Source organism: Candidatus Poriferisodalis multihospitum (genome assembly GCF_028283155.1).
GTDB classification, from domain to species: domain Bacteria; phylum Actinomycetota; class Acidimicrobiia; order Acidimicrobiales; family Poriferisodalaceae; genus Poriferisodalis; species Poriferisodalis multihospitum.
In genome coordinates, this window is record NZ_JAPYOK010000116.1 from 1 (window position 1) to 14,397 (window position 14,397).

Genomic DNA, 14,397 nt, shown 5'->3' on the forward strand with positions numbered 1-14,397 from the left:
GCTGTCGGGCTTGCAGGTCGACGTCTCCGAAGCGTTCCTGCACTGCGGCCGGTCGCTCATCCGCTCACGACTGTGGGACCCTGCCGCCCGGATCGACCGCTCTGCCTATCCCACGTACGGCCAAGTGCTCGCCGACCAGATACACGGTGCCGACGCTGTCGAGATTGACGCCTCAGAGGACGAAGCCAACCGCCAGCGCCTATACTGAACACAGTTATCCACAGGCACTGCTTCCCTGTGGATAACTCAACCCGACACAGGCCACGGACTGGCATCTGGCTGGTTCACCTTGGGTTTTGTGCAGGCTGAGTGTTTGGGTTTTTCTTGTCGGTGTGGTCGGTTCTGTCCGCAGCGTGGGCGGCTTCGAACTGGTCGGGGCTCTGGTCGTCGAGGTAGCCGTGGATGCGGCGGGTGTCCCCGCCAGTGCACCCAGCCGAGGGTGGCGAGCTCGGCGTCGTCGACCGTTTTCCAGGGTCCTTGTTGGGGTCCTGTGATCAGCTCGGTCTTGAACAGCGAGTTCACGGATTCGGCGAGGGCGTTGTCGCAGGAATCGCCGACCGACCCGATCGACGGCACGGCGCCGATGCTTGGGCACCGTGGCCGGCTCGAACGTGCCCGCCCGGTCACGAGGCACCCGAAGATCGACCTCGCCGATCTCGGTCGTCACCCGCTTGGGGGTCGTCCCGTTGCGAGAGTTGCCCGACCCGCGGCCCTCCGGAGCATGGCGCTCGTAGCCGAGATGCTCGGTCATCTCGACCTCGAGGCCCGTCTGGAGCACCTGGCGCACCAGCCCGGTCAACAGACCGCCGTCGCCGGTCAGCACCCGCGCCCTCAGCGCGCGCCTGAGCAACCAGCCGCTCAGCCCATTCGGCCATCGCCGCCTCACCGGCAGCCTCGCTCGCCGACACAGCCGGCATGTCAAGATCAGTCACAGACATGATCCTCCCCGGCCCACAGCACCCAGCCAAGGACCCTCAGACCACATCCGGATACACAAAATTCCCGAGTGTCACTGTCGGGTTTGCCGGGGCTCTCAGCCAGGGGGTTACGGTCCGGTCCCATGCTCGGCGGTGACTCCACAAAATACTGGCCTGGTGCCTGTTGATTGACCTGTCGCGTCGAGTGTGGGGCAGGCATGGCTTCCATCGACACCGTGACCGACAGCGGCGAGATGCAGGCCGCCGAGTCTGAGCCGACTCGACCCGCCGCGCCGACCGCTGCCGCCGCGCCTGTTCACCAGCCCGGTGCCGCCCAGTTGCGCACCATGACGCTCGTCGTCACCGCCTTCGGCGGCATCATCACTGCGCTGCTCGGCGGCATGTTCATCTTCATGGTCTCCGCGATCGACGGATTGCGCACCGAGATCGGCAGCCTCCGCGCCGAGATGCACGCGGAGATCGGCAGCCTCCGAAACGACATGAACCGCGGGTTCGACCGAGTCGACGCCGTGCTGTTGGATCACACTGACCGGCTGGCGCGGATCGAGACGACACTCGACATCAGCGGTCGGCCCGTCAGCGGTGAGGCCAGCACGCTCAGCGACCCATAGGCCGGCGTTCTCGCGCTACCGCGCCCAGAATGAACACTGCTGTGGGAACGGTCCCGCAGCGGAGCGACGAACGGTCTATGCGGCGCCGCCGCGGAAGTAGTCGGCGATGGCGTCGGGCGTGTTGGTGCGGGGCCATTGGGGGTCTTCGGCGAAATGGACGGTGCTGTGCACGGTGCCGTTGTCGTGGAATCGGTAGGTGCGGTAGCCGGGCGGCAGCCAGGTCCATGCTGTGGTGTCGACGTTGATGGTGAGCGAGGGGCACAGGTACAGCGGCCGTCCGCCGACGGTGTGTTCGATGTCGGTGTGCACGTGTCCGGCGCTGACGCCGCGGATGCGCTGGTGGGACTCAACGAGCCGGACCACTTCGTCGGTGAAGTCCGGGTTGGAGAACGCGGCGGTGTCGCCTGTCATGGCCGGAGGGTGGTGCATCCACAGCCACACGTGGTCGGCCGCCGATGATGCGATCTCGCTGGCAGCGAAGTCCATCTCGCCTGGTCCGAGACGGCCGTTGCTCTCCCGGCGCGTGCGATAGTCGACCGGACGCCCGTCTGCGTCGAGCCCTTTGCCCTCGTAGTTGCTGTCGAGGAACACGAACAGCCAGTTGCCGGCTTCGAGCGTCCGATCCGCTGACAGCCCGGTGCGGTCGGCGAACGCCCGGAAGGGCTCCTCCTGGTCGTGGTTGCCGGGCAGCACGACCAGCGGCGTCGGCACGTCGCCGAGCCGTTGGGCAGCGACGTCGTACTCCGCAGGCGTGCCATTGTCGGCGATGTCGCCGGTGACGATCGTCAGGTCCCCGACGATGCTGGGGTCGCCGTAGGCATCGGCCGCAACCCGTGCCCACGCCTCGTCGGTGTCATACCCGAGGCCGTGGTGGCTGCGGTGGCCCGGCGTCGAGAAATGTGTGTCGCTGAACTGGGTGACCGCCAGCATCGGGGCTACCCGATGGTGTCTCGGAGGAACGCGGCCATCGAGTCCCAGCTGGCGAGATCTGCTGCCTCGTCGTAGGCAATGCCGGGAACGCCCCACGCGTCCGCGGCCGCATTGGTGAAGCTGTGCCCCGCGCCGGGGTAGATCTCGACGGTGCAGTCCACGCCAGACGCGCTCATGTCGTCGCGGAACGCGTCCACGTGCTCCTGGGGGATCAGCGGGTCAGCATCGCCGACCGCGACCAGCACCCTGCCCGAAATGCTCGACGACGATCCCGCCTCGGACATCTCCAATCCCGAGTGGAGCCCCACCGTGGCTCGCAGATCGGCACCTGCCCGGGCAAGCTCGAGCGCCATCGTGCCGCCGAAGCAATAGCCGATCGCAGCGACGCGGCCGGTGTCGACCGAAGGCTGCCCGACCAACGCCTCCAAGCCTGCCCGAGCCACCGTGAGGAGCTGCTCGTAATCGTCGCGCAGCTCCAACAGCCGGGCGAGATAGGCGTCTGGCCCCAGGATCGCGGCACCGCCGTGGTAGTCGAGCGCGAGCGCCACGAACCCCAGCTCATCGGCGATGCGATCCGCCCGCCCGCGGACATGGTCGTCCTGGCCCGGGCCCTCATGGCACACCAGCACCGCCCCATGCGGACCCGGCGACGAAGGAACCGCCAGATGGCCGACCGCCGCGAGGTCTCCTGCTTGGTACTCGAACTTGCTCGAAGGCATCACGGACTCCTGTCGTCGCCTGTACGTGCGGGAGCGATGTTACGGCATGACCGTAACGCCGCTGCGTGCATCCGTCTCAGATCGCCGCTGCCGAGGCGCCCGCCTTGTCGGCACGCCTGGTGACTGCCAGCGTGACGACAGCCGCCACGCTGCCCAACAGCAAGACCCACTTCGCCCAGAAGGCCGCCTGCAAGACTCCGATCAGCCACCCGCTCGGATCGACCGCAGCGTCGCTCACCGGCCCGTCGAGGTCGACGCCGCCCATGCCCAACTGCAGCATCGCGTTCTCGGTCTGATCCGAGACCACTGCTGCGACCAGCACCATCCGGCCCACCGCAGCCACTCGCTGACTCCTCGGTTTCGGGTCGTCGCCTCGGAGCACTGCCAGCAGCCCGCCCAAGAACATCCCGTAGCCCGGGACGATGAGAACGATGTCGGCCCACGACGCCCACCGCACCTGGTTGCCCTGCTCGTGGGCCAGCGTCGCGAACTCCTCCGACGACGTGGCGGCCTGGATGCTGTCCACGCCGCCCCACGCATTGCTCACGACCAGCCCGACAATGGCCAGCAGCAGGCCCGCCGCCGACACGACTGCGGGGCGCGACCACCGCTTCCTCATGAGCTATCTCCCGAATCGGATCCGTCAATCGAGCACGGCGATGGTACCACCGGCCACACCGCGGCAATCCAACGGTGATACTCGGAACGTCTGTGCCGGCTCAAGCTGACAGGCCTGGTCTCAGCGGAAGTCTCGGCTCGTCACCGAGGCAGGCACATCGAGAGCTTCGATTCTCTCGGCGATCACGTTCGCCACGTTCTCACTGCGCTCGAGACGGCCTGACACCATCAGCACGGGCATGTCGCGTGCAACCGAGCGATACCGCTGCCAGCATCCCCGCGACACCACCACATTCACCAGACCCGTCTCGTCCTCAAGATTCAGGAACGTCGTGCCGCCGGCCGTCATGGGACGCTGACGATGCGTCACCAAGCCGGCAACGCGAACCTTCCCGACAGAGCAGGTCAGCAGTTCAGCGGCGGTGCGAACCCCTGCCGCAGCCAGCTCGGTCCGCAAGAACTTCGTCGGATGCCCGAGGGGAGCTACCCCGGAGGCCCACAGGTCCGCGGCAGCGGTCTCGGTCGCCGACATGTCCCTCAGCAGCGGCGGCTCTGCACCGGTCACCACCCCCGAGAGCCTGTCCGAGCCTCCCTGATGCACAGCCCCAGCCGCCCACAGTGCCTCGCGCCGTGACAGCCCGAAGCAGTCGAATGCTCCCGCGGTGGCCAGCGCCTCCAGCGCCTGCAAGCCGGTGCCGGTCCGGCAGTACAGGTCCTCCATGCCGCGGTACGGGCCGCCGACAGCAGCCTGCTCGGCAATCCGCCCGGCAAGGTCGTCGCTGACCTCCCGCACCGATGACAGCCCGAGCCTCACTGCCACCCCGCCGGTGGAGTTCTCGCACGGCTCCAGTGTGGCGGCCTCGGCGGATGCATTGACACACGGCGTGCGAACCACCACGTCATGGCGGCGAGCGTCCTGGCACAGCGAATGCGGGGAATAGAACCCCATGGGCTGCGCTTTCAGCAACGCCGCGCAGAACGCCGCCGGGTAATGCAGCTTGATCCACGACGACGCATACACCAAGTAGGCGAACGACACCGAATGGCTCTCGGGAAAGCCGTAGTCGGCGAAGGCGACCATCTTGTCCCAGATCCGCTCGGCCACGTCGCCGACCAGCCCCCGGGAGGCCATGCCGCTGAACAGGCGCTCGCGCAGGCGGCCCATCCGCTCGCGGGACCGCTTGGAGCCCATGGCCTGGCGCAGCTCGTCGGCCTCGGCGGGCGTGAACCCGGCGACGTCGATGGCTATCTGCATGAGCTGCTCCTGGAACAGCGGGATGCCCAGCGTCTTTTTCAGCGAGTTCTCGAGCAGCGGGTGCAAGTAGGTGACCGGCTCTTCACCGTTGCGCCGCCGGATGTACGGGTGCACCGAACCGCCCTGGATGGGACCGGGGCGGATGAGCGCCACTTCCACCACCAAGTCGTAGAAGCGGCGGGGGCGCAGCCGCGGCAGGGTGGCCATCTGGGCGCGTGACTCCACCTGGAACACGCCGATGCTGTCGGCGCGGCAGAGCATCTCGTAGACCTCGTCTTCTTGGGGCAGCGTCCCGATGTCCACTTCGACGCCGTGTGCCTCGGCAATCAGGTCGACGGCGTAGTGCAGGGCCGACAGCATCCCCAGCCCCAGCAGGTCGAACTTCACCAGCCCGATCGCTGCGCAGTCGTCCTTGTCCCACTGCAGCACCGAGCGGTCGGCTTTGGCCGCCCATTCGATGGGGCAGACGTGCGTCACCGGCCGGTCGCAGATCACCATGCCGCCCGTGTGGATGCCGAGGTGGCGCGGCGCCCCCTCGAGCGCAGCAGCCAGCTCTGCCACGTCGGCGGGAATGCCGGCCTCGTCGTGCTGTGACTGGCCGGGGCCCGACGGGCTGGAGCCGTTGCCTGTCGGCTCAGGCCCTGCATCGCGCCAGTCGCGTGCACGGGACCGGCCTGCCCGATGGGGCTGGGCCGCGGACCCGTTCGAGGCGCCGTTCGAGGTGGGCAGCGGGCTGTACCTGTCGAGCGACTTCGACCAGGCATCGGCTTGGCCGGGCTCCCAACCCAGGGCCCGGGCCATGTCACGCACCGACGAGCGCGCTCGGTAGGTGATGACGTTCGCTACCTGCGCTGTGTGGGTGCGGCCATAGCGCTCGTACACGTACTGGATGGCTTCCTCGCGGCGACCGCTCTCGATGTCGATGTCGATGTCGGGCGGCCCGTCGCGCTCGGGCGACAGGAAGCGCTCGAACAGCAGCCCCAGCGCGACCGAGTCGACATTGGTGATGCCGAGCGAGTAGCAGACCGCCGAGTTCGCGGCTGAGCCGCGGCCCTGGCAATAGATCTCGTTGTCGTGGCAGAACCGCACGATGTCGTACACCACCAAGAAGTAGCCGGCGAAGCCGAGCTGGTCGATGAGGTCGAGCTCGTGGCGGATCTGCGCCCAAGCGCCCGGCACCCGCTCGGCTTCTGGAGGGCCGTACCGGTCCAGCGCACCGCGGGTGATGAGATGCCGCAGGTACGACATCTCGTCATGACCGTCGGGACAGGGGTACGGCGGCAGGTTGGGAGCGACCAGCGACAGATCGAATGCGCAGTCGCGGCCGAGCTGCGCAGCAGCACCCACTACGCTCGGCCAGCGGGCGAACCGGCGGGCCTGCTCGGCGCCTGATCGCAGGTGTGCAGTGGCTGCTGGCGGCAGCCAGCCGTCCAGCTCTCCGAGGCTGCGCTGGGCGCGCACCGCGGCCACAGCAGTGGCCAGCCGCCGACCGGCGGGGGTGGCGTAGTGGACACCGTTGGTGCAGATCGGCTCGACGCCGGCCCGCACCGCCAGCGCGGCCAGTGCGTCGTTGCGCTCGCTGTCGAGCGGGTCGCCGTGATCCCACAGCTCGACGAAGACGTTGTGACGGCCGGCGGCTTCGACGAGGCGGCCGAGCTGGGCGGCTGCGGCGCGCGGCCCGCCGTCGTGCCTCCCTGACATGAGCGCTGCGGGGACAGCACCCTTGCGGTGCCCGGTGAGGATCGCCCATTCGTCGCGATACGCCGCTGCTGCTGCGAGGAATTCGCCGGTGCTCAAGCGCGGGGCGTGCTTGCGACCCGCCATCTGCGCTGCCGAGATCAGCTCGCCCAGCGAGGCGTATCCCGTCGGCGAGCGAGCCAGCACCACGACATGGGACCCCGCAGGATCAGCGCACCCGGTGCGCTCCGGCCGCATCCGCCCGCGCTGGAGAGGCGCTGAGCTGCCAACGCCATGAGCGTCGAGCGTCAGCTCAGTGCCGAACACCGTCGGCAGCCCGGCCGCGGCAGCAGCCTCCGCGAAGCGCACCACCCCGTAGAACCCGTTGTGATCGGTCAGCGCCAGCGCTTCGATCCCCAGCCGCACCGCTTCGTCCACCAGCTCGGCCGGGCTCGACGCCCCGTCCAGGAAGCTGAAGTTGGAATGGGTGTGCAGCTCCGCATACGGCACCATGGGGACTGCCGGCCGCGGTCGGGCGACAGGCTCGACCTGCCCGTTGCCCGCGGCGAGGTCCTTGCCGTAACCGTGTTCAATGCGCCGGCCCCCACCGTGTCGGCCGGGAAGTGGCGGCCGGCTGGGTCCGATGGACCGGCCCTGAGGGGGCCGGTCAGAGAGTCGGCGCTCCAACTCTCGCCAGGAGATCCCCGGATTCGTGAAACCCACGACCTCACAGTAGCAAGCAATTCGTATCGGAACGAAAGTTCATTCCGCGCTGGCCGTCCCGTCATCACGGGCACAGTCAGCTTGGGGTGGTCGATTCGAAGCCGTTCCCCAAGCAAAGCCTGCGGCAATCTGAGCCGCCTCGGCGGCGATTCAATCGGTCGTGAGGCTCAGGCGTCGGCTTGGCGGGCGGCGTTCAGCACCAGCCCGCTGACGAGCAGCGTGCCGATGAACAGACCCTGCGTCATCACATGGTCGCGGGCGCCGAACAGGATCGCTCCCGCGGTGAGCAGCGCGAAGAACAGCACGCTGAGGCCGATGCATCCGACGCCGAACTCGTAGCGGTGCGGTTTGTCGGTGGCGAACGCGGTCAACGACACCAAGAACAGCAGACCGAGTCCCACTTCGATGATTCCCACGATGATCGCCAGCGGCCATGCCAGCGAGGTGGAAAGCCCCAGCGCCGGCAGCAACGCTCCCTCCAAGGCCATCTTGAAGTTCACGCCGTAGAAGGTGTCGGCGTTGAGGAACTTGTCGAAACCGTTCAAGATCCAGAACAGGCACCAGTACAGACTCAGCACGACGCCGATCGTCTTGGGCCTGCTGAACTTGGCGATCACGCCGACGAGGCCGGGCGCAGTACTCGATGCAGCGTCGTAGGGCATGAACTCTCCTTGGCTGTGCCAGATGTTCGTCACCAGCGGCGGGATCAACGGGTCAAGTTAGTGGCGGGCAGCCGCCGAAGCGGGGATGGTCATGATGTGTTCGCCTCGACTGTGGTGCTCGTCGTCGGGGGTGACGGGTGGGCTGCACGCCCTATCTTTGGCGCCCGACGAGGGAGAGCTTCATGCCAACGTGCCATACCCCGACAGGGGCAATACCGCGGCGGTGGTTCGGCTCGCGGTCGCTGCGACCCTCCGCAGCGACGGTGGTCGCGTTCGCCGTTCTTGTCGTCGGCGCCACGGCTGCATCGGCCCTGTCGGCGCCGACAGTGCAGCCGCAGCCGCGAGCGGCTGTGGGGTCCGTGCCCGGTGAGGTCGTTGTGCGCTGGAATCCCGTGGAAGATGCGAAGTACTACCGCATCGGCTGGCTCTCCAAAGCTGACTATGAGGCGGCTGAGACGGCTGACGGCGACTGGATGGACGCGTTTGTCTCGGTGAGCGTGGCCAACAGCGGCCAGACTTCGCACACCGTGGCGGGCTTGGCGCCCGGCGCGTCGTACTGGTTCGTGGTGGGCAGCAGCGACGAGCGCTACGGCGAGCCGCAGTGGTCACCGTGGTCGGACCTGCTCAAGCTCCCCGGCGGCCCGGCGGCGTGCGCTGAGGACCGCGACGCGCTGGCATCGCTCCATGCAGCCACCGGCGGTCCCGACTGGCGCAACAGCACCAATTGGCTCAACCCGGCTGCCCCGATCGACGAGTGGTTCGGCGTATCGACCGACAGCGACGGGTGCGTGCTCGTCCTGTACCTCGACAGCAACGACCTGACCGGCGAGATCCCAGCCGAACTGGCTGATCTGTCGAGGCTGCGGTCCCTGCATCTCGGCAACAACGACCTGGCTGGCGAGATTCCTCCCGAACTGGCCGACTTGGACGATCTTCGTGTGCTGTCGCTGGTGGAGAACGACCTGAGCGGCCCGATTCCAACCGAACTCGGCGGCATGGACAAGCTCAGCGTGCTCGACCTCGACGGCAACGAACTCACCGGCCTGATCCCGACTGAGCTGACCGACTTGGCCGAACTGCGTGTGCTGTCGCTCAACCGCAACATGCTCAGCGGCACCATCCCGCCCGAGCTGGGTGCCATGACGCAGCTCACCAACCTGGAGCTGTGGCGAAACGAACTCACTGGATCGATCCCCATCGAGCTGACCGGCTTGGTCAACCTCCGCACGCTCGACGTCGACGAGAACCAGCTCACCGGCGCCATCCCGCCCGAACTCGGCAACCTCACCGGCCTGAAGTTCCTGTGGCTGCGCCAGAACCAGTTCACCGGCGAGATACCGCTGGAGCTGACCAACCTGAACGACCTAGTCGTCCTGGGACTCGACGGCAATCGCCTCACTGGCAGGATACCGCTGGGGTTCGGCAGCTTCGCCAAGCTGGAGTACCTGTACCTGTATGACAACGACCTCACCGGCGCCATCCCGCCCGAACTCGGCAATCTGACCGAGCTCAAGCGGCTGCACCTCCAAGGCAACCGCCTCACGGGTGCCATCCCGCCTGAACTCGGCAAGCTGTCCAACTTGGAGAATCTGTATCTCGACCGGAACCGCCTGACCGGAGAGATTCCGAAGGAACTCGACCGTCTCGAGAGCCTCGAACGGCTGATTCTGGATCAGAACATGCTCACTGGTGCCCTGCCGGTCGAACTCGCACACCTTCCAGAGCTGCGCTACCTCAGCGTGAACCGCAACATGCTCAGCGGCGCGATCCCGCCCGAACTCGGCAAGCTGACCAATCTGGAGCAACTGCGGCTCGACAACAACCAGTTCAGCGGACCGATCCCGCCTGAACTCGGCGACTTGGCCAAGCTGGAGCAACTCCACCTCGACAACAACCGACTCAGCGGACCGATCCCCGCCGATCTAGCGTTCCTGCCCGAACTCGCACTCCTGTACCTCACCGGAAACGACTTCAGCGGTTGCATACCGGCCGAACTGCTCGACATCGCCGACAACGACCTGGACGAACTCGAATTGGAGGCATGCGAGCAGAACCGGGGCCTGTGAGCGTCAGCCGCGAGAGCGACCATCCCTCTCAGCGACCCTGGTGCTGTCCGACCCACCGCTGACGGCTCCGTCGCATCGACCCTGCAAGCAGCCGACCGCGCCGCCCGTCACGCGTACTGGCACCACAGCGATCCTGACTTCAGCCAGTTGGGCCGTCCAAGACAGGTTCGACGTCATGCCCCCACTTGAGTCCGGCCAATTCCGACATTTGCCGCATCCAAGTGAGTTTCTTCTCTGTGGTGCCGTTTACCCAGAGATGCCAATCCGGAAACTCCGCGACCGGCCGATACCCGCGCTTGAGCACATCATCCTGCAGCCGAGCGTCGCCGCTCCCCACCGCCCTGCGCCGCTCGGTGTCCGGTCGCCCGGAAGCAGCCCAAGCCTCCAAAAATCCCGGAGTGTGCCGCTCAAGCGCCGACGCCAAGAGCGTCAGCGTCTCACGGCCACTCGCCGCATCATGTGATCGGCCTCGGATGCGAAAGCCCCGCAGGTTGCCGGCCTCAGGTGGCGACTTCTGGCCGGAATTGCCCTGAGTCGGTGTGCCTGGTCGCCAGTCCATTAGCTGTCCGCGCAAGAAGTCCTCGGTGTCCTGCGTGCCGGGACGAGCGCCAAGGTTCTCCTCCACCCTCTCGATCAGCAGATCACACAGCATGTCGTCGGGCTCCCGCAGCAACTCTGCCCAAGCGGACTCCAGGCCACTATTTCCGATCTCGCGGCTCTTGTTCTGCTGTAGGCGCGCCCTGGCTGCATCATCACTTCTGCCCGACAACACCTCCTCCCGTCCGATGAACTCACGAAGGTCTTGGGCCGCTCGGCTGAGATCATCCAACTCGGTCAGCGTGAGATGAGCGAACCGGCGCTCGGCTGGCTCGCCCGCTGCCATGCTCAGGTACAAATGCCATGTATCGCCATCAGTGAGCACCAGAAGCGGCACGCCCTTGTTGTTCGCATAGCCGAAGAGCTGGTCCTCGGCCTTGACACTGAGGTTGCGTTGCCTCTTCGCCTCGACGAAGACCAGTGGGGCGCCGTTGGGGCCGAGGAGCGCCTCATCGACGCGCTTCGTGTCCACCGGGTATTCCGTCAGGCGCTGACTCGTATCCGCAGGATCCCAGCCCAATGCGTGCAGAATCGGAGTGATCACCGCTGAGCGCACTTGCGCCTCGTTGGTGAGCGCCCCAGAGGCGAGCGTGTCCCGTGCCTTCGCGAGCGCTTCTTCCAGCCCGCTTGAACTCATCGCTCAAGCCTATTCAACACCCCGCGGGACATCGGCCGTTGTGTTCGGCGGCGCCCGGCGTTATGGCGAGCGGCGTTCGACTTCGGTCTTGAGCTGCTGGTTGAAGAACTCGTAACTGGTGACAAGTTGTTCGGCGAGGATCGCTGCGGGGAAGTTCGGGTCGTCGCCGGTGAGGGTGTCGGTCTGGATGAACAGGGTTCGCTCGCCGTCGGTGCGGTCGATGACGAACCGATGGTCGTCGACGATGCCCGGTGCGAACAGGATCGGGTCGGACCAGCCGAACGAGCGGCCTTCCTCCCAGTCGATGACGTGGGGGAATTCGAGCGGGGCGCCTTCGACAAGGTAGGTCGCGACTGCCTCGCCGCCGTCGGACAGGTCACCGGTGAGTCCTTGGAAGGTGAAGCTCCAGTCGGGCATCGTCTCGAAGTCGGTGAGCACTGCCCATACCTGCTCGGGCGTGGCCTCGATGACGACCTCGGTGTACGCCAGCAGCGACCCGTCGTCCAGCGTTCGCACCTCAGCCGTCGACCGCTGCGGGTCCAGCGTCTCGACCATGTCGCCGCCGCCCACGACCCGGCGTTCGACTTCGGCTTTGAGCTGCTGGTTGAACCAGGCGTAAGCCTGCACGAGCTGGTCAGCCAGCACGACGGCGGGAACGTCGGGGTCGTCGCCGGTGAGAGTGTCGTACTGGACGAACAGCGTGTTGACGCCGTCGGTGCGGTCGACGATGTAGCGGTGGTCGTCGACGATGCCCGGGGCGAATATGAGCGGGTCCGACCAGCCGAACGAGCGGCCCTCTTCCCAGCTCAGCACATGCGGGAACGGGAACGCCTGGCCTTCGACGAGGAACGTGGCGACGGCCTCGCCGCCGTCGGACAGGTCGCCGGCGAGCCCTTGGAAGGTGTCGCTCCATTCGGGCATGGTCTCGAAGTCGGTGAGCACAGCCCATACCTGCTCGGGCGTGGCCGCGATGACGATCTCGGAGTACACCTGCAGCGACCCGTCGTCGAGCGTGCGCACCTCCGCCAACGCCCCGATCGGATCCAGCATCTCGGCCATGTCGCCACCGTCGGAGCCCTCATCAGCCATATCGCCGGACTCGTCCATATCGTCGGACTCGTCGGTCTCCGTGCTCGAGGCGCTCTGCGACCCGTCCATGCCGTCGCCGGGCATGTCCTCCGAGTCATCCATGCCGCTGTCGTCGACCGCCGTGGTCGTGGGCGACGGCTCAGAGGGCTGGACAGTCTCGGCAGCCGCAGCAGTGATCGGGGATGGCGATGCGCCTGACTCGTCATCACTGTCATCACCTCCGCACGACGCGGTGAGCAACAGCAGCAAGGCACCAGCGGACGCAGCGAGCAGACGCGCACGGCGACCGCGCAAGGAATAGATCATGTCGGTCGACCTCATACTGTGCAGTTGGCACCGACCAGTGCCACGGGCTGACAGCCTACGAACCGACACACGAGACCGTGCCTATGACTGTCCCGATCTATTGTGTATGGCGACGCTGTGTTCCACGTCCCAGTTCTACAAATGAGACGTGCCGAATTCGTCGGCACGTGATCGGCAGCGACGGCTATACGTCAATCGTGCGGTAGTCGGCGCCGATGCCGGCCATTGCTGCCCGGATTCTTGGTCCGTCGTCGCCGGACCACACGCACAAGGGTGCTTTGACAGACCCGGTCATTGTCTGTCGGTGTTGTCGGGGTAGGCGTAGACGATGTTGTCGATGCTGGTTGGGGCGTTGGCTTGGCCGCCGATGTTGCGGATGATGACGATGCGGTTTGATCCGCAGTCGCCGTAGGCGTCGCAGGTGATGGGGCCGGTGAGTCCTTGGTAGTTCTCGATGTTGTTGAGGTGTTCGCGGATGGCTGCGCGGTCGATCATGAGGGTGTCGTGGTCGATCCGCGATGCTGCGGTGATGGCTTCGAGCAGCAGGGTGGTGGCGTCGTAGGCGTGGGCCCAGAACGGCGAGCCGGGCTGTTGGCCGTGGAGTTCGGCGTAGTCGGCTGCGACGTCGGCGGCGGTCTTGGCGGTGCTCTGGTTGATGTTGTCGGCGAAGCGCCGGTCCGGGCCGGTGAAGTGCATGCCTGCCGAGGCCGGCAGCGACAGGAAGTTGAGGTTGAGCAGGCTGTCGGCGCCGACGAGCAGTGTGTTCTCGAGGCCGGGCACTGCGGGTGCTTGGTTGGCCACGAAGTCGCCTGCGGGCTGGAAGATGGGCAGGAACAGCGCTTGGGGGCTGCCCGCGGCGATCTCGGTGAGCACCGGCACCATGTCGCTGTGTTGTTTGTTGATGGCCGACAGGCGGGTGACGGTGCCGCCCTCTGCCTCGAACGCCGCAGCGAACGCTGATGCCAGACCTTGGGTGAACGGGTCGCCGTCGTGGATCGCCGCGGCGGTGCTCAGGCCCAGCTCGTCGTGCAAGAACTGGGCCATCGCCGCTGCTTGGAACACGTCGTTGGCGGCTGTGCGGTAGAAGCCCGGGGTGCGGTTGGGACCCGGGTTGCCCGCCAAGTCCGACGTGAGCGCAGGAGACGTGGCGCCTGCGGAGATCATCACCATTCCCGCTGCGGTCACCAACGGCACAGCAGCGATCGCAGCGCTCGAGCACGACGTGCCGATCACTCCGACGACGTCGGCATCGGCGACGATGGCCTGGGCGGCGGCCTGCCCGCCGTCGCTGGAGCACAGGTCGTCCAGGCTCGCGCCCAGGTCCACGTCGAAGCCGCGGATCGGCCCGTAATCGGCCACAGCCATAGCGGTCGCCCGGTCGATCGCGAGACCCACGATCGAATAATCACCGGTGAGAGCCTCCAGCGACCGAATCTGAACAGCCTCGCCCGCAGCGACCTCCACGACCCCCAACGAGCCGCCGCCGACCGCGCTGCCGCCCGCCCCGACCCCGGCCTCGCGGCCGGACTCGCCGGCGCACGACACCGCGAGAACCACCGCGAGCACCGC

At 66.8% G+C, this 14,397-nt stretch carries 10 protein-coding genes and 3 pseudogenes; 3 read left to right on the top strand and 10 right to left on the bottom strand.

The annotated features are described in order from the left end of the window. A pseudogene (locus VI480_RS13925) lies at positions 1–208 on the top strand (pyridoxamine 5'-phosphate oxidase family protein); the annotation flags it as partial. 76 nt (positions 209–284) lie between these two features. Here the strand turns inward: VI480_RS13925 and VI480_RS13930 are convergent. Continuing rightward, positions 285–597 (bottom strand): annotated as a pseudogene (locus tag VI480_RS13930) (integrase core domain-containing protein); the annotation flags it as partial. After that, positions 572–875: pseudogene (locus VI480_RS13935) on the bottom strand (transposase); the annotation flags it as partial. The pseudogenes VI480_RS13935 and VI480_RS13930, both read right to left, overlap by 26 nt. Positions 876–1,135: 260 nt before the next feature. On the opposite strand from VI480_RS13935, the gene VI480_RS13940 reads away from it, so the two are divergent. Continuing rightward, positions 1,136–1,549 (top strand): hypothetical protein, encoded by a 414-nt coding sequence (locus VI480_RS13940; RefSeq protein WP_323673466.1) that lies wholly within the window; start codon positions 1,136–1,138, stop codon positions 1,547–1,549. A gap of 75 nt (positions 1,550–1,624) precedes the next feature. Here the strand turns inward: VI480_RS13940 and VI480_RS13945 are convergent, their stop codons facing one another. The 5 genes from VI480_RS13945 to VI480_RS13965 all read right to left on the bottom strand — a co-directional run bounded on the left by VI480_RS13945 (position 1,625) and on the right by VI480_RS13965 (position 8,181). Then, positions 1,625–2,479 (bottom strand): metallophosphoesterase, encoded by an 855-nt coding sequence (locus VI480_RS13945; protein WP_323673467.1) that lies wholly within the window; start codon positions 2,477–2,479, stop codon positions 1,625–1,627. A gap of 5 nt (positions 2,480–2,484) precedes the next feature. Next, the gene (locus VI480_RS13950) at positions 2,485–3,198 is read right to left on the bottom strand and encodes a dienelactone hydrolase family protein (RefSeq protein WP_323673468.1); all 714 of its coding nucleotides are present in this window, start codon (positions 3,196–3,198) and stop codon (positions 2,485–2,487) included. 76 nt (positions 3,199–3,274) lie between these two features. Beyond that, positions 3,275–3,817 (bottom strand): hypothetical protein, encoded by a 543-nt coding sequence (locus VI480_RS13955; protein ID WP_323673469.1) that lies wholly within the window; start codon positions 3,815–3,817, stop codon positions 3,275–3,277. Positions 3,818–3,937: 120 nt separating this feature from the next. Further along, positions 3,938–7,471 (bottom strand): error-prone DNA polymerase, encoded by a 3,534-nt coding sequence (locus VI480_RS13960; RefSeq protein WP_416246702.1) that lies wholly within the window; start codon positions 7,469–7,471, stop codon positions 3,938–3,940. A 167-nt stretch (positions 7,472–7,638) separates the two neighbouring features. Beyond that, positions 7,639–8,181, bottom strand: a complete 543-nt coding sequence (locus VI480_RS13965; RefSeq protein ID WP_323673471.1) for a hypothetical protein — start codon at positions 8,179–8,181, stop codon at positions 7,639–7,641. Positions 8,182–8,492: 311 nt separating this feature from the next. On the opposite strand from VI480_RS13965, the gene VI480_RS13970 reads away from it, so the two are divergent. Further along, positions 8,493–10,199: a leucine-rich repeat domain-containing protein gene (locus tag VI480_RS13970; protein WP_323673472.1), complete on the top strand. Its 1,707-nt coding sequence runs from the start codon at positions 8,493–8,495 to the stop codon at positions 10,197–10,199. A gap of 139 nt (positions 10,200–10,338) precedes the next feature. Here the strand turns inward: VI480_RS13970 and VI480_RS13975 are convergent, their stop codons facing one another. The 3 genes from VI480_RS13975 to VI480_RS13985 all read right to left on the bottom strand — a co-directional run. Beyond that, entirely contained in the window at positions 10,339–11,433 is a 1,095-nt protein-coding gene (locus tag VI480_RS13975; protein ID WP_323673473.1) for a hypothetical protein, read from the bottom strand. Between the two features lie 60 nt (positions 11,434–11,493). Next, positions 11,494–12,843: an SRPBCC family protein gene (locus VI480_RS13980; RefSeq protein ID WP_323673474.1), complete on the bottom strand. Its 1,350-nt coding sequence runs from the start codon at positions 12,841–12,843 to the stop codon at positions 11,494–11,496. Between the two features lie 276 nt (positions 12,844–13,119). Continuing rightward, positions 13,120–14,397 (bottom strand): branched-chain amino acid ABC transporter substrate-binding protein (locus tag VI480_RS13985; protein ID WP_323673475.1); only part of this gene is annotated, 1,278 nt, incomplete at its 5' end.